Annotated in this window: 18 protein-coding genes and 1 pseudogene; 9 read left to right on the top strand and 10 right to left on the bottom strand. The window is 32.6% G+C overall.

The window, feature by feature from the left end:
- The first annotated feature begins 57 nt into the window (after nucleotides 1-57).
- The gene (locus B4I81_RS02065) at nucleotides 58-705 is read left to right on the top strand and encodes a peptidoglycan-binding protein LysM (protein WP_291106877.1); all 648 of its coding nucleotides are present in this window, start codon (nucleotides 58-60) and stop codon (nucleotides 703-705) included.
- 2 nt (nucleotides 706-707) lie between these two features.
- Here B4I81_RS02065 and B4I81_RS02060 read toward each other — a convergent pair whose 3' ends face one another.
- From B4I81_RS02060 to dnaA, 3 genes are read right to left on the bottom strand one after another with little or no spacing between them, the layout of a single operon-like run.
- Complete coding sequence (locus B4I81_RS02060; RefSeq protein WP_291106875.1) at nucleotides 708-1442, bottom strand: SAM-dependent methyltransferase; 735 nt, start codon at nucleotides 1440-1442, stop codon at nucleotides 708-710.
- A gap of 4 nt (nucleotides 1443-1446) precedes the next feature.
- Entirely contained in the window at nucleotides 1447-1902 is a 456-nt protein-coding gene (locus B4I81_RS02055; RefSeq protein WP_291106873.1) for a low molecular weight protein-tyrosine-phosphatase, read from the bottom strand.
- Nucleotides 1903-1905: 3 nt separating this feature from the next.
- Nucleotides 1906-3333 carry a chromosomal replication initiator protein DnaA gene (gene dnaA, locus B4I81_RS02050; protein ID WP_291106871.1) on the bottom strand — a complete coding sequence of 476 codons (1428 nt, stop codon included), beginning with the start codon at nucleotides 3331-3333 and terminating at the stop codon, nucleotides 1906-1908.
- A gap of 201 nt (nucleotides 3334-3534) precedes the next feature.
- On the opposite strand from dnaA, the gene B4I81_RS02045 reads away from it, so the two are divergent.
- Nucleotides 3535-3945, top strand: a complete 411-nt coding sequence (locus B4I81_RS02045) for an acyl-CoA thioesterase (RefSeq protein WP_291106869.1) — start codon at nucleotides 3535-3537, stop codon at nucleotides 3943-3945.
- Here the strand turns inward: B4I81_RS02045 and B4I81_RS02040 are convergent.
- Genes B4I81_RS02040 through ribD form a run of 4 tightly spaced genes read right to left on the bottom strand, consistent with a single transcriptional unit; the run spans nucleotide 3942 to nucleotide 7062 of the window.
- A complete protein-coding gene (locus tag B4I81_RS02040) occupies nucleotides 3942-4556 on the bottom strand; it encodes an IMPACT family protein (RefSeq protein WP_291106867.1) in 615 nt (204 codons plus the stop codon). The two genes, B4I81_RS02045 and B4I81_RS02040, sit on opposite strands and share 4 nt — an antisense overlap.
- Nucleotide 4557: 1 nt before the next feature.
- A complete protein-coding gene (locus B4I81_RS02035) occupies nucleotides 4558-5418 on the bottom strand; it encodes an EamA family transporter (protein WP_291106865.1) in 861 nt (286 codons plus the stop codon).
- A 5-nt stretch (nucleotides 5419-5423) separates the two neighbouring features.
- A complete protein-coding gene (locus B4I81_RS02030) occupies nucleotides 5424-6026 on the bottom strand; it encodes an HAD family hydrolase (protein WP_291106863.1) in 603 nt (200 codons plus the stop codon).
- A complete protein-coding gene (gene ribD, locus B4I81_RS02025; RefSeq protein ID WP_291106861.1) occupies nucleotides 6019-7062 on the bottom strand; it encodes a bifunctional diaminohydroxyphosphoribosylaminopyrimidine deaminase/5-amino-6-(5-phosphoribosylamino)uracil reductase RibD in 1044 nt (347 codons plus the stop codon). The genes B4I81_RS02030 and ribD overlap by 8 nt, the downstream gene beginning before the upstream one ends.
- 80 nt (nucleotides 7063-7142) lie before the next feature.
- Between ribD and B4I81_RS02020 the strand changes: the two genes are divergently transcribed.
- Together B4I81_RS02020 and prmC are read left to right on the top strand one after the other, a co-directional pair.
- On the top strand, nucleotides 7143-7619 hold the full coding sequence (locus B4I81_RS02020; protein ID WP_291106859.1) for a GNAT family N-acetyltransferase: 477 nt from the start codon (nucleotides 7143-7145) through the stop codon (nucleotides 7617-7619).
- A 41-nt stretch (nucleotides 7620-7660) separates the two neighbouring features.
- Entirely contained in the window at nucleotides 7661-8506 is an 846-nt protein-coding gene (prmC, locus tag B4I81_RS02015) for a peptide chain release factor N(5)-glutamine methyltransferase (RefSeq protein WP_291106857.1), read from the top strand.
- Nucleotides 8507-8545: 39 nt separating this feature from the next.
- On the opposite strand, the gene B4I81_RS02010 is transcribed toward prmC, so the two are convergent.
- Entirely contained in the window at nucleotides 8546-9787 is a 1242-nt protein-coding gene (locus B4I81_RS02010) for an ABC transporter permease (RefSeq protein ID WP_291106855.1), read from the bottom strand.
- Between the two features lie 251 nt (nucleotides 9788-10038).
- Between B4I81_RS02010 and hisS the strand changes: the two genes are divergently transcribed.
- Nucleotides 10039-11409: a histidine--tRNA ligase gene (hisS, locus tag B4I81_RS02005; RefSeq protein ID WP_291106853.1), complete on the top strand. Its 1371-nt coding sequence runs from the start codon at nucleotides 10039-10041 to the stop codon at nucleotides 11407-11409.
- Nucleotides 11410-11452: 43 nt separating this feature from the next.
- Nucleotides 11453-11800, top strand: coding sequence for a hypothetical protein (locus B4I81_RS02000; RefSeq protein ID WP_291106851.1), 348 nt, complete (start codon nucleotides 11453-11455; stop codon nucleotides 11798-11800).
- A gap of 101 nt (nucleotides 11801-11901) precedes the next feature.
- Here the strand turns inward: B4I81_RS02000 and B4I81_RS01995 are convergent, their stop codons facing one another.
- Complete coding sequence (locus tag B4I81_RS01995; RefSeq protein ID WP_291106849.1) at nucleotides 11902-12846, bottom strand: tRNA dihydrouridine synthase; 945 nt, start codon at nucleotides 12844-12846, stop codon at nucleotides 11902-11904.
- A gap of 30 nt (nucleotides 12847-12876) precedes the next feature.
- Entirely contained in the window at nucleotides 12877-13557 is a 681-nt protein-coding gene (locus B4I81_RS01990; protein WP_291106847.1) for a prolyl oligopeptidase family serine peptidase, read from the bottom strand.
- 234 nt (nucleotides 13558-13791) lie between these two features.
- Between B4I81_RS01990 and B4I81_RS01985 the strand changes: the two genes are divergently transcribed.
- The 3 genes and pseudogenes from B4I81_RS01985 to B4I81_RS01975 all read left to right on the top strand — a co-directional run.
- Nucleotides 13792-14700, top strand: a complete 909-nt coding sequence (locus B4I81_RS01985) for a helix-turn-helix transcriptional regulator (protein ID WP_291106845.1) — start codon at nucleotides 13792-13794, stop codon at nucleotides 14698-14700.
- A 179-nt stretch (nucleotides 14701-14879) separates the two neighbouring features.
- Nucleotides 14880-16220, top strand: a complete 1341-nt coding sequence (locus B4I81_RS01980) for a hypothetical protein (protein ID WP_291106843.1) — start codon at nucleotides 14880-14882, stop codon at nucleotides 16218-16220.
- A gap of 21 nt (nucleotides 16221-16241) precedes the next feature.
- Nucleotides 16242-17901: pseudogene (locus tag B4I81_RS01975) on the top strand (hypothetical protein); the annotation flags it as partial.

Raw genomic sequence — 17901 nt, 5'->3', positions numbered from 1 at the left:
TTGTATATTTGCATCGGTAATTTCAGATGGGTGACAGACGCTGAGAAATAACAATTCATGATAAAAAAAAGGTCGTATTTTATAGGATTGACACTCCTAGTATTAATCGTTTCTTCAGGTTTTATAACCTTTAAGGAAGAAAAATTGGAAGGATTTCATTTGTCGAACTACGAAGGTATTAAATACCATGTTCCAAATGAATATGAGAGCGAAGAAGTAATTAGTCCAGTTAAAGTGCCAAATGTTGGTAAATCATTTTCTGGTTTTGCTCAAAAAATGGCTTACAAAGAGTCAAGAGGTATGTTACATTTAGTGAATCCATACGGATACATGGGTAAATACCAATTCGGGAGAAGTACACTACGCACTGTGGGTATTTATGATTTTCAAGAATTTTTACGTAACGCTGAATGGCAAGATGAAGCTTTTAAAGCTTTAATTGCTAGAAACAAGTGGAAATTACGTAAAGAAATTCAAAAATATTCTGGTAGAGTAATTAATGGTGTAGAAATTACAGAATCTGGTTTAGTTGCGGCAGCGCATTTAGGCGGAGCGGGTTCGGTAAAAAAATATTTAAGAAGTAATGGACGCAATGGTTTCAAAGATGGTTTTGGAACATCGTTATCAAGCTACATCAGAAAATTTTCAAATTACGATATTTCGCACATCGAAGCAGATGCAAATGCTAAAGTAGATTTAGAGTAATTTTACATTTTGTGAATAATAAAAATACAAGGTCGATTATGTAAATCGGCCTTTTCTTTTTTCCATTCGTTAACCGTTTTGGTTTTTATGAATTCTGTTGGTAACGTAATATCGCATGCCACACATAAAAGAGTACTCGGTTGTAGAATCTGCAACAAATCTTCCATCAATTTATTATTGCGATAAGGAGTTTCAATAAACAATTGCGACTGATTTTTATCTTGTGACAAACGTTCGAAATTTTTTAACGCTTGTTTTTTATCGTTTTTATCGATAGGCAAATAACCATTAAAAGCAAAGCTCTGTCCATTCATTCCACTAGCCATCAAAGCTAATAAAATAGAACTTGGTCCCACTAAAGGTACTACTTGAATTCCTTTTTCATGTGCTAGTTTCACAATTACAGCGCCAGGGTCAGCTACTCCAGGACAACCAGATTCACTCATTAATCCAATGTTTTCGCCTCTTAATAAAGGTTGGATGAATTCGTTGTGCTCAGCGAAATCTGTGTGTTTATTTAGAACCGAAATCTTTAAATCAGGTTGTTTTTTTTCGGGATGAATGCTTTTGATGAACTTTCGAGCGGTTTTCTCGTTTTCAACAATATAATAATCCACAAAATCAATGGTTCTCTTTATGGTTTGAGGTAAAACATCTTCAGGAACTACCGTAGTTTCTCCAGGATTAGAAAGTGTAATAGGAATTAAGTAGAGTTTGCCTAAAGTATTTGATTTCATGATATTATTGCTTAAGTTTTCTTGCGATTTCCTCACAAGCTTGGTCTAACATATCAAAAACGTTTTCAAATCCATCTTGACCACCATAATATGGGTCGGGAACATCGACGTTTTCATTTGGGAAAATTTCGTTTAAAATGAGCTTGACTTTTGATTTTGCTTCTTCATTTGGAGCTAAAGCTAGAACATCTTTAAAATTGGAATTATCCATTACAAAAATATGGTCAAAAGTCTCAAAATCACTTTTTTTGAATTGTCTAGCTCTTTGATTGGTAATGTCTAAACCTCTGTTTTTTGCTGTTGATATCGAACGTTTGTCAGGTAATTCGCCTGCGTGCCAGCCACCAGTTCCTGCTGAATCAACTATAAAATCTTCGGAAAGATTAGATCGCATAATTCCTTCTGCCAAAGGAGAACGGCAAATATTTCCTAAGCAAACCATTAAGATTTTTGTAGCCATGAATTATAGCGATAACTTCTTGTTGATATCGTCAACGAATTTACGGAATTGTTTGTCAGTAGTAACTAAGTTATCAACTGTTTTACAAGCATGAAGAACCGTTGCGTGGTCTCTGTCTCCAATTTGCGAACCAATGTTTGCTAAAGAAGCTTTCGTAAATTTCTTAGCAAAGAACATCGCTAATTGTCTAGCTTGTACAACGTGACGTTTTCTGGTTTTTGACTGTAACGTTTCAACATCCAATTGGAAATAATCAGAAACAATTTTCTGAATATAATCAATTGAAATTTCACGTTTTACGTTTTTAACGAATTTCTCAACCACTTGCTTAGCTAAATCAATAGTAACTTCACGTTTATTGAAAGAAGATTGAGCAATCAATGAAATAATAGCGCCTTCTAATTCACGAACGTTAGATTTAATATTCTTAGCTACGTATTCAATAATTTCTTCTGGCATTTCCACTCCGTCACGGAATAAAATGTTCTTCAAAATTGAAATACGCGTTTCGTAGTCAGGTTGGTGTAATTCTGCTGATAATCCCCATTTGAAACGAGATAGTAAGCGTTGCTCAATATCTTGCATGTCAACTGGTGCTTTGTCAGAAGTAAGAATTACTTGTTTTCCGTTTTGGTGTAAGTGATTGAAGATGTGGAAAAATACATCTTGCGTTCCTGATTTACCCGATAAAAATTGTACGTCATCGATTATTAAAACATCAATTAATTGATAGAAGTGAATAAAATCGTTACGTGTGTTTTTCTTAACGGAGTCAATATATTGTTGTGTGAATATTTCAGCCGAAATATACAACACGGTTTTTTCTGGATATTTATCTTTAATTTCAACCCCAATAGCATGAGCCAAGTGTGTTTTTCCTAATCCAACACCACCAAAAATCAGCAAGGGATTGAATGAAGTGCCACCAGGTTTGTTAGCTACTGCCATACCTGCACTTCTAGCTAATCGGTTGGAATCACCTTCAAGGAAGTTGTCAAAACTGTAGTTAGCATTTAATTGCGATTCGATTTTTAAATTTCGAATTCCAGGTATGACAAAAGGATTTTTTAATTCTGGATTTTTATTAACAATTGGCACGTCAACTTCTTGAGGTTTTACCGGAGTTCTGTTGTAACTCGGAATTTGCTCAGTAAACGGAAGTTTATTGCCATAAGTGTTTTCCATCTTAATTTTATACAATAACTTTGCACCAGGTCCTAGCTCTTTTGTTAAAGCCACTTTTAATAATTTTACATAGTGTTCTTCTAACCATTCGTAGAAGAATTTACTAGGTACTTGAATTGACAACGCGTTATCGTTTAGTTCAACTGACTGTATAGGTTCAAACCAAGTTTTGTAAGCTTGATCTTGAATATTGTCTTTTATAAAAGACAGACAGTTGTTCCATACCGATTGCGCAGTTTTTGTCATAGATTCAAAATTATTACGAGTTATCTTTTTGTTTTGTAAGGTTACAAAAGGACAACAGAAAATCTTTTCTGTTAGTGTGATTTGGGATAGCAAATATGTGAACAAAATATTGTAAAAAAAAATTTTTTACTATTGATTTAATGAAAAAAAATTTGTAGTGAAAAAAGTGTTTTGAATATATAAATTTAAAGTTTTTTTAACATGAGAGAATATACTTACCAAGTTAGGGTTCGTTATGCTGAAACAGATCAAATGGGTGTTGTTTACCACGGAAATTATGCGCAATATTTTGAGATGGGACGCGTGGAATGGCTAAGAAATTTAGGGATTTCGTACAAGTGGATGGAAGAAAATGGTGTAATGCTTCCAGTGGTTTCGTTAACTATGAATTACAAAAAGCCTGCAAGATATGATGATCTGTTAAATGTTAAAACAATCTTAAAAAGTCAGACTTCAGTAAAGATAGAATTTGACTACGAAATTTATAATGAAGATAATGAGTTATTAACAACAGGATACTCAATGTTAGTATTTGTAGACATGAAAACAGGTCGTCCAATATTACCTCCAGATTATGTTGTTGAAAAAATAAATTCGTTTCTAGAAGTTTAAATTTCGATAAGTTTTATTTCGTATAAATTTTCAAAAGTGTCCAATAGATTTTGGACATTTTTTTTTCTAGTAGCAATTTCAATTTCGCAATCCATTTCCATTTTTTGGGCTATAATTAGTAAATTCTTTTCCTTTATAATACGCATCACTTTATTCATGTTAGCGTATTCAAATGAAATAATAAAATGTTTATCAATGGTGCGCTCAACAATTTCAGAATTTTCTAAAGCCATTTGTGCAGTGTTTTTATAGGCTGATATTAATCCACCCACACCCAGTTTTATTCCGCCGAAGTAACGAACTACTACTACTAAAATATTAGTAACTTCAAAAGATTGGATTTGACCATAAATAGGCATGCCTGCACTGTTATTGGGTTCTCCATCATCATTTGCTCGATACTGAATTTTTTCTGTACCAATTTGGTAAGCATAACACCAATGTCGTGCAGAAAAATGTTCTTTTCGCAAATGTTCTAAAATTTTTTTAACTTCTTCCTCAGAGGTTACAGGAAAAGCATATCCAAAGAATTTACTATTTTTTTCTTTAAATAAAACTTCTTCAGAAGCAACTGCAATAGTTTTATATGTGTCTTTTTCTGTAAACTCCATATTAATAGGTTACTAAAAATAACGCAAAAAGTGCCAATCCTATTCCGAAAGCATTTCGAACAGAAATTCTCTCTTTAAAGAACAAGATGCCAGCGAAAGTTGATACAATTACGATAGCTATATTGTGAATAGTAAATAGTGTAGCACTTTCAAATGCTTTAGCTTCTAACATTTTAACTAAAAAGTATAACGAGAAATAATTTGGTAAACCCAAAGCGATTCCACCCAAAATATTTCTGCCTGAAAATTGAATTTTTCCTTTGAGAGTTAAAAATAGAATCGTAAGTATGCCTACACTAAAAGCGCAAAAAAAAGTGAGAGTAGAAAACAATCCAATTTTATTTGAAGGGACATAAAATGTTTGTAAATATTTTAAACTCGCATCAATTGTGCCAGCTCCAATAAACACCAAGATAGGATATAAAAGATTTGATGCTTTTTGAATTTCGCCAGTTTCTTTTTTAGAGGTAAAATAAACGGCTATCAAAGCCAATAGAATCCCAATAATTTTTATGATATTCAGTTGTTCGTTATATAAGATAACACCTAATGAAATAGGAATAATCACCGACATTTTTGAAGCTACTGAAGCTACTGAAAGTCCGTTTTTTTGAGATGTTAAAGTAGTAGCGTAAAATGTTGAAATAAAAATAAATCCTAATAATATACTACCTTTAAACCAATCTTCTTTAACTATTTGTGTTGGAACTAACCTTGTGTCTAAAGTTAAAAGACCAACAAAAAAAGCGATAAAATAATTTACTACTAAAGCTTGTAAAGTGTCAATATTGAATTTTGCAAAAAGTTTGATGATAACAAAAAGAACGGCATTAAATAGAATGCTAAGTAGTAAATAAATCACGGCGTTTAAATAATTTTTTTATCGAATAATTGCGTTACATCTTCAATACCTGGTTGAATGTTCCAAACTTGTAATCCAAGTTTTGCAGCTACCTCTGTATTTTCTTTTTTATCGTCTATGAAAAACGTTTTTTTTGGGTTTAAATTATGATTGTTTATAACATATTTAAAAGCATTTTCATCTGGTTTACGTATGCCAATTTCGTAAGAAAAGTAAACTTTTTCAAAGCAACTATAAAAATCGCGTGCAAAAGTTTCGCCCTCTTGTAGCTCAAATTTTTCAATATGGGTGTGATCGGTATTGCTTAAAAGAAATAATTTGTATTTTGAAGCTATCATTTGAAGAAATTCTAGTCGATACAAAGGAAAATCTCCCAAAATTGAATTCCATGCCTCTTTAATTTCTTCCACACTCGCATTGGGTAAATGTTTTTGAAAACCTTCTAAAAATTCAATTTCTGAAATCATTCCAGTTTCATATTTTTTATTTAAAGCATCCAAATCATCGTGCCAAGCCGTTAAACCTAGTTTTCTGAATTCGGTATCAATAGCTTGTTTATTCAAATTGATAAAAACATCGCCAAAGTCAAAAATAATTGCTTCAATCATAATTCTTGAAAATTTTAAGTTCATCATTCCTTATGTCAAAACTAGCAACCGGATTTCCGGAAATATTTGGGGCTAATGTGCCGTTTTGAAATGTTGTGTCTCCTCTGAAAACTCTAGCTTCATCCCATAAATTCGCATCTATAAAAGATTGTAAAGTTTTACTTCCTCCTTCAATTATAACGGATTGTATATTGTTTTTATACAAAATAGCGCAAATTGAAGAAATCAGGTGATTATCAAAGATAGCATTTTCGTAAATACAATTTTCAGTTGAAATGAATTTTTCGTTTTCTGTAATGAAAATTGTTTTTTGCGAATTGTTCTTAACGTGATAGTTTTCAGAAATTTTTCCCGATTTATCCAACACAATTCGGATCGGATTATTTCCTGAAAAATCACGTGCATCTAATTTTGGGTTATCGTCTAAAACAGTATTTGTTCCTACTAAAATAGCTTGTTCTTCTGTGCGCCATTTGTGAACTAATTGTCTAGAATATAGATTTGTAATCCAAACTGGACTTTTTTCTTCTCTCGAAATCGGGGCAATAAATCCATCAGCGGTTTCGGCCCATTTCAAAATAATAAAAGGTCTTTTCTTTTGATGAAAGGTAAAAAATCGCTTGTTGAGTTCGTTGCATTCGTCTTCTAAAATTCCAACGGTTACATTTTTTCCACTTTCGACCAATTTTTTAATGCCATTTCCAGCCACTTTTGCAAAAGGGTCAACGGTTCCAACTACAACATTCGGGATTTTATTAGCAATGATTAAATCGCAACATGGAGGTGTTTTCCCGAAGTGACTACACGGTTCTAAACTCACGTAAATTGTAGCTTCTTTTAACAACGATTTGTCTTTTACTGAATTCACAGCATTGACTTCCGCATGAGGTTCGCCTGCTTTTTTGTGCCAACCTTCGCCAATGATTTTACCATCATGCACAATCACACTTCCTACCAACGGATTAGGATACGTAGTTCCCAAACCATTTTTGGCGAGTTCAATACAGCGTTTCATGTAAAATTCGTGCATCGTCATAATACAAAAGTAGTATTTTTAAATAGAATTAATAATCGATTCTACCAATTTACGTACTTTTACCCAACAATAAAAATGCTATGCTAATTAGAGAAATCCAACAAAATGATAATGAGTCGATTGCTAAAGTAATTCGTGATATTTTTCATGAATTAGATGCGCCAAAAGTCGGAACAGCTTATGCAGATCCCATTTTAGATACGTTATACGAAGTATATCAAGCACCACGTTCTGTATATTATGTTGTGGAAAAAGATGGAAAAGTGGTTGGAGGTTGTGGTATTGCGCCTCTAGAAAATGCAGCTGCTTCTGTATGCGAGTTGCAAAAAATGTACTTTGCTCCTAAAATCAGAGGAATTGGTTATGCGGAAAAAATCATTGAAAAATGTTTAGAATATGCCAAAACACAAGGATTTGAAATCTGTTATTTAGAAACCTTATCTTTCATGACAACCGCACAAAAACTATACAAAAGAATAGGTTTTGAAAATATTGATGGTCCCATGGGAAATACAGGTCATAACAGTTGTGAAGTTTGGATGACGAAGAAGTTGTAGAATTAAGATTTCAGTATTAAGAATTAAGACCAATTTAGCTTATGCTACTAAAACAATACAAAACCCACTTTTTCGATTCCTTAAAAAACATTCAGGACGAACAAGAAATCGAAAGTTTCTTTTTCATCCTAACCGAATATTTGCATAATATTAAGCGAGTAGATGTTGCTTTGAATCCGAATTTTGAACTTTCAGAAGATGATGTTGAAAAATGGAATGCGATTTTAGCTGAATTACAACTAGAAAAACCCATTCAGTACATCACAGGAGAAGCTTGGTTTTTCAGATTACGTTTTGAAGTCAATGAAAACACTTTAATTCCAAGACCTGAAACTGAGGAATTGGTAGAGTGGATTTTGAGTTCATCCATCATCCATCATCCATCATCCATTTTAGATATTGGAACGGGAACAGGATGTATTCCGATTTCATTAAAAACTAATTTACCTAAAGCTAATGTATCGGCAATTGATGTTTCCGAAAAAGCATTAGAAGTGGCTAAAAGAAATGCGATTTCAAATAAAGTTGATATTAGTTTTATTCAAGCTAACATATTAGAAGTGGAAGATTTGAGTCAATATTTTGATATCATCGTTTCCAATCCACCTTATGTTCGTAATTTAGAAAAAGAAGAAATCAAGAAAAATGTATTAGACTACGAACCGCATTTAGCGTTATTTGTAGAAGATACTGATGCGTTACTTTTTTATAGAAAAATTGCGCAATTAGCCTTGAAAAACTTAGCTCCAAACGGATTATTATTCTTTGAAATTAATCAATATTTAGGAAAAGAAACGGTTGAGTTACTTGAAAATCTAGGTTTCAAAAATATCGAATTGAAAAAAGACATGTATGGTAATGATCGAATGATTAAGTGTAAAAAGTAAAAAGTAAAAAGTAAAAAGTAATTTTGCACTAATCACTAATCACTCATATCGCAACGCTTCCACAGGATCTAATTTCGATGCTTTTATCGCAGGAATTAATCCAGAAAGTATTGTAACGGCAAAAGTTACTATAAAAGCCCATATAATTGCCATCCAAGGTGTTGTAAAAGCGAAGCCAATAGCTGATGCGATTCCAAATCCAATTAAAATTCCTAAAATGATACCAACAATTCCTCCAATTTGACCAATAATCAAAGTTTCGGTAAAAAACTGCCACGCAATCGTACTTCGTTTCGCACCAAGTGATTTTCTAACTCCAATTTCTCGCGTTCTTTCGGTAACAGAAACCAACATGATGTTCATTAAGGCAATAGAAGAACCAAAAATGGTAATAATTCCAATTACCCATGCCGAAATTCCCAAAACAGCTGTATTAGAAAGTAAGGTTTGAATTAAATCATCGCTTCGTTCTATTCCGAAGTTATCTTTTTCTATTGGATTTAGTTTACGAACTCTTCGCATTGTGATAATGGCATCATCAACCGCTTCATCCAGCAAACCTTCATTGGTAACCATAACATCTAAATCGTAGTTAATGTTTGGAGCAGAAAACAATGAACGTGCCACTTGCGTTGGAATCAAAACACGTAAATCTTGACTGTTTCCAAAAGTAGAACCTTTCTCTTTTAAAACCCCAATCACTTTAAATTTGGCACCACGAATAGAAATGGTTTTGTCTAACGGATTGATGTTTTCAAACAATCCTTTTTCAAAATCCGACCCTAAAACACAAACATAATTGTTGTTTGCTATGTCAAAGGAATTGAAATTTCTACCTTTTACAACTTCTAATCCTTTATTCGGACAAAAATTTTCATCTACACCAACGATAGAAATTTCTGGATCGGTCTTTTTCTCTCCATATTTTACTTCAACTGCCGAGCCTGCTGTAAATGATAAAGATGTTGTTGTAAACGGAAAATTAAATTTATCTTGAAATGATTTAGCTTCTGGATAACTGATGATAGGATTGACACGTTGTTCGGTATCGTTTTGATTAATTTCAGACGAAAAATCATATTGACTAATAGAAAAAGTATTCGCTCCCATAGAAGCAAAATCTTTTAAAATTGTATTCTCTAGCGCTGAAACTACCGTAAGAATCCCAACCAAAGCCGTGATTCCAATAGCAATAATCATAACCGTTAACGAAGTACGCAAGGCCTGACTTCTTATTGAATCAAGCGCAATTTTTGTATTTTCCTTAAATAATCCTACCATGACTATAAGACTAAATAATTTATTTTTTGTTACATATTTAAAGTAAGAAATTTGTCAGTTCGAGCGAAGTCGAGAACTTTTAATGAATGAATCTCGACTTCGCTCGATTTGATAATCATATAGCAGTAACTTGAATTTTTTAAATCTCCGAATTGATTTTTAATACTGCTAAATATATTCGATATTTGCACAAAGAAATTTTTAAGATTTCTATGCTTTCAGAAATCTAAATTCTAAATTCTAAATTTAAAATGGCACAAAAACCAAGCATACCAAAAGGAACCCGAGATTTTTCACCAGCAGAAGTGGCGAAACGCAATTATATTTTCAGTACGATAAAAACCAATTTTGAGAAATTTGGCTTTCAACCTATTGAAACGCCTTCGTTTGAAAATTCCGAAACCTTAATGGGAAAATATGGTGAAGAAGGTGATCGTTTGATTTTTAAGATTTTGAATTCAGGAGTTTACTTGGATAAAGTTCCAATGGAAGAACTACAAACCATAAACTACAAACAATTAACTTCTAAAATTTCCGAAAAAGCTCTTCGTTACGATTTAACCGTTCCTTTTGCGCGTTATGTTGTACAACATCAAAACGAAATTGAGTTTCCGTTCAAGCGTTACCAAATTCAACCGGTTTGGCGTGCGGATAGACCTCAAAAAGGACGTTTTAGAGAGTTTTATCAATGTGATGCCGATGTGGTGGGTTCGAATTCGCTTTGGCAAGAAGTGGAGTTGGTGCAATTGTATGATTCGGTTTTTAGTCAGTTAGGTTTAGGTGGCGTTACTATTAAAATTAACAATCGCAAAATATTATCTGGAATTGCTGAGGTAATTGGCGCTTCGGATAAATTGATTGATTTTACGGTAGCTTTAGATAAATTGGACAAAATAGGTGAGGACGGCGTGAAAAAAGAAATGTTAGAAAAAGGCATTTCGGAAACGGCGATTGAAAAAGTGCAACCGTTGTTCAATTTCACAGGAACCATCAACGAAAAAATAGAAAAATTAGCACAATTACTTGCCAATTCAGAAGAAGGAATGAAAGGTGTTAACGAGTTGCAATTCATTTGTGATAACGTTACGACTTTAGGTTTGCAAACTGCTTTCTTGGATTTAGATGTTACGTTAGCGCGTGGTTTAAATTATTACACAGGCGCCATTTTTGAAGTTGCAGCGCCAAAAGGTGTGGCAATGGGTTCGATTGGTGGCGGTGGTCGTTATGATGACTTGACAGGGATTTTCGGATTGAAAAATATGTCGGGTGTAGGAATTTCGTTTGGTTTAGATCGAATTGCTTTGGTAATGGAAGAAGTTGGTTTGTTTCCAGAAGCTGTTTTAGCAACATCAAAAGCGTTGTTCTTAAACTTTGGTGATAAAGAAGCTTTGTATGCGATGAAAGCCATTGGAAAATTACGCCAAAAAGGAATCAAAGTGGAGTTATATCCAGATAAATCAAAAATCGACAAACAATTCAAACACGCAGACAGAAGAGGAATTCCATTTGCAGTAATTGTAGGAGAATCGGAAATAGAGCGTGAAGAATTTGGGTTGAAAAACTTAGCTACTGGCGAACAACAAAAAGTGGACTTTGCAACATTAGTTACTTTATTACAATAATTAAAAGCTGAACTTTGTCCTTGAACTTGTAATTGATTTTTATATGAATGTAGACGACGAAGCTAAAAAAGTAATTTGGTCCCTTCAGAATAACAAACGTACTGAAGCAGAACGAAATGTATTTGCTCCAACCGGTAAAAAACCGATGAATAAAAACGTAGTTTATGTTTTGTCGGCGATAGGAATTACTTTTTTAATGAGTTTTGCGTTGTCGTTATTTTCTAAAGAAACTACCCAATTTTGTTTTTTGATTGAAAGTTATTGCTTTAATTCAACCGAAAATCCAATGGCTTACACGTTTTATATTTTCATGAATCTTTGGATTTTGATTTTAGGTATTGGTGTTGCTTATTTGATTGGTAAAATGTTAGGTGATCGATTCAAAATTTAGTTTCACACAGAGATACGCAGAGTTTTTTTGCTTTTGATTGTGCTGAAAAGAGATACACAGATTGAATTCTGCTTGATTTTTGAACTTGTAATTGTCTTTGCTTACCCATTTTTAAAAATCTCTTTGACAGCTGCTTCGTAACTCTTGCTATTTCCCGCTTTTTTTATCTTTTTGAATGTCTTTTGTGGATTTGAAAATGATTCCGAAAAGTATTCCCAAAAACCAAGCATTTTCATGCGAATAGGGGTAGGACCTTGTAAATACGCATCGTATTCTCGGTAAATTTCATCGTGAAAAGCTTCAAAAATTTCGAATCTGTTTTTCGGATATTCAGTAGTATTGTTTTTTATCATTGAAGGTAAAAAAGGATCGGCAATCAAGCCTCTCCCTATCATCCAATGGTCAATAGATGGAAAACGTTCTTGTAATTCTTTGAATTTTGCTACCGAAGTAATGTCGCCATTGTAATAAATCTTCTGTTTTGAAGTCTCTAAGCATTTCTGAAACGAATCTAAATCGACACCACCTTTGTACAATTGTTTGCCAATTCGAGCATGAATCGCAATATTTTTAATTGGATATTGTTCTAAAATGGGGAAAACATCTAAAATTTCGGTTGGGTTTTCGTAACCCATTCGCATTTTTATTGAAACAATAATGTCGGTTTCATTATGAACTCGTTTTAAGATATGTTCAATTTGTGAGGTATTGCTAATCAATCCCGAACCCATTCCACATTTAGCTACCATAGGATACGGACAGCCTAAGTTCCAATTTAATTCTTTGTACCCAAATTGTTGCACATATTTTGTTACAAATAAAAATTCTTCGGCATCATTAGTAATGATTTGTGGAATAACCTCTAAAGTAGTGTTGTTTTCGGGAAGAATATCACGCTCGTACGAACCTTTTACAATTAATTTACCATTTAATTTAATGTAGGGAGAATAAAACGTATCAATGCCACCAAAGTGTTTGTGAAATGCCTTTCGAAATCTAAAATCGGTGAAACCTTGTAATGGAGAAGAAAGTAATGTGCTATTCATGAAGCAAAGATAAGAGAAACGAATTGATTACTATCTTTTCTGTTTAAATATCCAATCATAAATGGCATTTTCATGAAACAAGCGTTCAACATTGCTGTGATTTCCACCTTTTATAATGGTTAAAGTAACATTAGCATTTTCATCGCATTTTTTTATAGCCTCTACTATTTTTTTTGATTCCGACATTGGAACAATATAATCTACATTACCATGTTGAATCCATAAAGGAATTGTTGCTAATTTGCACGCATCTTTAACATTTCCCCCACCACAAATTGCTACGGCAGCAGTAATTTTTTCAGGATATTTTCCAGCAAAATGTAGCGTTCCATAACCGCCTAAACTCATCCCGCAAACGTAAATTCGAGATTCGTCTACGTTATAATTTTTCTTTACGTATTCTAAAACTTCTAAGACTTTATCCGGATTCCAGTTTCCTTTCGCTAATTGAGGAGCAATAACAATACCAGGAATTTTTTTGCCTTTATCCATAGCATATAAAACACCATAGCGTCTTACCCTATTTAAATCTGTCCCTGATAAACTTTTTCCGTGAAGAAATATTAGGATTGGTTGTTTTTCTATTTTTTCTTTTTCTGGAACATTAATCCAAAATGGATAAGAGGTTTTGTTTTTTATAGTTTTTAATTGGGAATAGCTTAAAGAACAAATGAATATAGATAAAAATATAAAAAGTTTTTTTAATTTCATTATCAATGGATTAGAGGGTTTTAAGATGTAAACGGAAATGTAACCAAAAACATACCGTTGTATTTTTTTTAATTTTTTTCTGCTTTTACGAGTGTAAAATCTCTTTATTATTCGTAAATCGTGTTTGATGATTTGTAATGAAGAAAAAAATAAACAATACATCAAAAATACATAATACAATTATACTAATAGAACCTTTTTTTGTTTTATTTTTGAAATTCAAATACGGGTGGTATGTATAGCGGATTTAAATTTCAAATTTTCTCTAATGATTATTATAAAAATATAAGAAGATATTTATTTTTTTTATCTTTAATATACTTGTATTACTTTTATATTTTTTTAATTCAAGACGGATTGTCTTTAAATTGTTTGGTTTATTTCTTTACTTTTTTGTTTACTTTCTTAACTATATTTTTACTAAAGAAAAAATTTTTAAGTGTTGAAATTTTTAAACGTTTAGCTTTAATTTTTATTATCTACTTAAATTTTTTACACTATCTAGTTGCATACTCCTTGAATTTTACAGTTAATAATATTTATTTTCAATTTTCAATCATTACTAGCATTCCTATAATATTTGATTTTAAAACCGATAAAAGAAAAATTTTTATTATCATTTTTACAACTCTTGTTTTTTTTGTAATTCATGGTGTTTCACAAATTTATTTACATTTAAAATCAAATGATTTAACGATTGATGTTAATTTTCATAATCTTTCTTCAATATTAATCAGTATGGTTGTTATTGGTCATAATTTGTCATTTTTATATCTTAGAGAGAGACATTTTTCAAAGTTAGTTATTAATAAAAAGATAAATTCTACCTCTGAAAATAATGTGCAAGAATTAAACAGTAAAGATTTAGAAGAACTTATTGAAATTGCAAAAATTAATAACATATTGTTTTTGGAAAAATTTGAAATTATATATCCTGATTTTTTTAATACAGAGCTATTTCATGATAAAGATTTAACGGTTAATGAACTTTATATATGTGCACTCACTAAACTAGGACTCAATACAAAGGATATTGCTCAAATTTCAAATACAACTCCTAAATCTGTTGAAAGCAGAAAATATAGAATAAAGAAAAAACTAAATTTAACAGAAAAATTCAGTGTTTATTTTATTTCTTCTTAGTAAAAATAAAATCCCATTTACATCCCTCAAAAACACGTAAAATTATTTTGCGTGTTTTTGAGGGTTTTTTATTTTACCTGTTTATACTCTGACTACTTACATTTGCAGTGTTTTAACTCCTACAACCCCTGCAAAGCATGTGTAAAAAATCAATTCTCTCTATTCTGCTCTTATTTATATTGGAATTTTCTTTTAGTCAAGTTGGGATTGCTACAGTTACACCTGAAGCAACTCTAGATGTAAGAGCTAAAAATCATACTACCACTCCAGGAACGGTTGATCCTGGTGATGGAATTCTTGTGCCCAGAGTTAATTCTTTATCAGTTAATGGTACTGTTAATGGTCAATTAGTTTATTTAATCGCAAACTCAGGAAGCTTTAATAGAGGATTTCATTATTGGAATGGAATTTCTTGGACACCTGTGTCAGGAATATCTGATGGAGATGCTTGGGCAGTAACAGGTGAAGACGTTACCTCTAATATAGGTAGAAGTGGTAGTGTTGCAGTAGGAAGTGCAATTCCTAATGCTTATGCCAAACTTGATGTATCATCTGCTAACCAAGGTGTATTAATACCGAGAATTAATCTAACTTCTCGTACTTTAGATTTAAATTCTGATAGTGATAACAATATTTCTAACCAGCCTGTAGGGTTAATTATCTATAATAATGGTACTACTTTTACACAAGGTCTGTTTTTTTGGAATGGCTCAGAATGGCTTTCTTTACAAAATTCATCTATTGCATCTGGACAAATTTCTAATTTAAATTGTTCAAGTGCTACTTTATCTCCAGCAACTTATATTTCTGGCGTATCATACACTGGTACTTTAACAATTCCTTACACTGGAGGGAATGGTGGTATATATTCGAATCAAATTATTGGTCCAATTAATGGATTAACAGCAACACTAACTAGTGGAAGTTTTAGCTTAGGAGCTGGAAATTTAGTTTACACAATTACTGGAACCCCAACAGTTACTTCTCCAATTAGTACAAACTTTAACATTTCTATAGGAGGTGTAAGTTGTACTGCAACGGTAGGTCAAGGTCAAAAAGGTAATATATCAGAATATGCTCAAGTACGTTTTGATGCTCTTACAAGTACAGGAATTACAGCTAATGGAACTTTAGCTACTTTATTGCCTGGTGCTGTAAATGTGGCAAGAGTAAAACGTATTTCACCTGCTTGTTTCAGAATAGACTTTATTGTTCCTTTTCAAGATGCTAATTACATTGTTTCAGGGCAACCTTTTATGCCAGCAGTTGCAGATGGTGATGCAATTATGCCTTATTTATTTGTAGGAGATTATACAACAACTGCAAACCCTTTTGGTCAAGCCATGGTAGGGGATACAGATGATGGACCCTCTGGCGGATTGGGCTTAGAGCCTAATGTGCATAATCTTAATTTAGGAGGGGCTGTTCGTACTATTGTAAAATATAGAACTCATTTCTACATATGGGAAGGTTATGGTGGTTATCCAATAGGAGGAGCTTCGTTAAATGTTACAAGATAAATTAATTTTAAACACACGAATATGAAAGACAATTACAAAAAGAGAAGGGAAGACCCATTTTCTAATTCAAAATTGATGAGAACAAATAATTTCTATGTTTTTTTCTTTTTTGTAATTCTATCAACCGGCTTAAGTTCTTATAGTCAAACTCCTGGAGGAGTTGCTACAGGATTAAAAATTTGGTTAAAAGCAGATGCTGAAACAGCTGCTGACAACTCTACCACTTTGACAACTTGGACGAATAGAGCACCATCTGAAACTTACAGTGTAACACAAGGAACTCCCTCAAGAGTCCCCGTTTACTACAATACTACAGCAAATAAATTAATTAACTTTAATGCAAGTTTTTATTTTAATGGTACTAATTCTCAATTTCTAAATGCAACTCGAATTATACCCGCTACAAGTGCTTATTCATTTATAGCAGTTGCGTTAGATGAAGGCTCAGGAGCTGGTAATTATTCTTGTATTATTAATACTAATAATGTTGGGGCAAATAGTTCTTTTTCAATACACAAGTATCCAACAGGAAATTCTAATGGTTGGTTATCATGGAGATATGCAGCTAGATATCTTGTAAACGGTTCTGTAAACAATCCAAGTTTAATTGGTGGGAACGGTTTTTCTTCAGGAGCTACCGCTAATACCAATCATGGTTATTGGAATGGAACGTCATATACTCAAGGTATTAATGGTGTTACAAATATTGCTAGAGCTCAAATAGTTGCTTTGACATCTTTAAATGGTGCAGGTACACCAGCAATTAATTCTTACATCGACGGATACAAATCAATTGGAACAGGAAATCCGCAGATTAACTCATTTGATGCATTCAGTGTTGGTGATTATGCTGTTGGTACTCCTTTCCCTTTTAGAGGAGCAATACCTGAAGTCTTGGGTTATTCACGACAATTAGATGATACAGAAATGTTAAGAGTTAATTCTTATTTAGCAATTAAATATGGAATAACTTTAGGTGCAGGTGGTTCATTAAATAATTTGAATAAAAATGGAACAAATAGTGATTATGTAGATTCAAATGGAACTGTTATATGGAATGGATTAGCTAATACAACGTATGGATTCAATATTACAGGGATTGGAAGAGATGATGCTTCTGCATTAAATCAAAAACAATCAAAATCATACAATGCTCCTTCATTGGTAACTGTTGGGAAATCTACCATTGCAACAGCAAATCAATTGAATACAGGTTCATTTCTTGCTGATAGAGATTTCTTAATTTTTGGTGATAACAATGCCGCTATTAACTCTTTTTCGATAACAGGCGCTCCTTTTAATAGGCAAATTATTTCTCGCAAATGGTTAGTATCAGAAGTTGGTACTGATGCCACAGATTATACAATTAGTGTTCCTGCCAATTCTTCATCATTGACCACTAAACTTCCATTAGATACAAGAGGAATTTCAATTATTGTAGATGCTGATGGAGACTTTTCAAGTGGTTCAATCGAAATACCAATGGCTTTGGTTGGTACTAATTGGGTAGCTAATAATATTGATTTAGATAATAATTTTTACTTCACATTTGCTACAAAATTATCAGTATTGGCTCAAATTGGAAATGAAGCAGATAATATTTCTGAAAATTCTGTTACTACTGTCGCTGAATTGCAAACTATTTCTCCTGTAATTACAGGATTAGTAGCAGGTAACCAAA

This window comes from Flavobacterium sp. UBA6195 (genome assembly GCF_002422095.1).
GTDB lineage: Bacteria > Bacteroidota > Bacteroidia > Flavobacteriales > Flavobacteriaceae > Flavobacterium.
The sequence above is the reverse complement of the archived record's forward strand: the minus strand, read 5'-3'. Positions and strand labels throughout refer to the sequence as shown.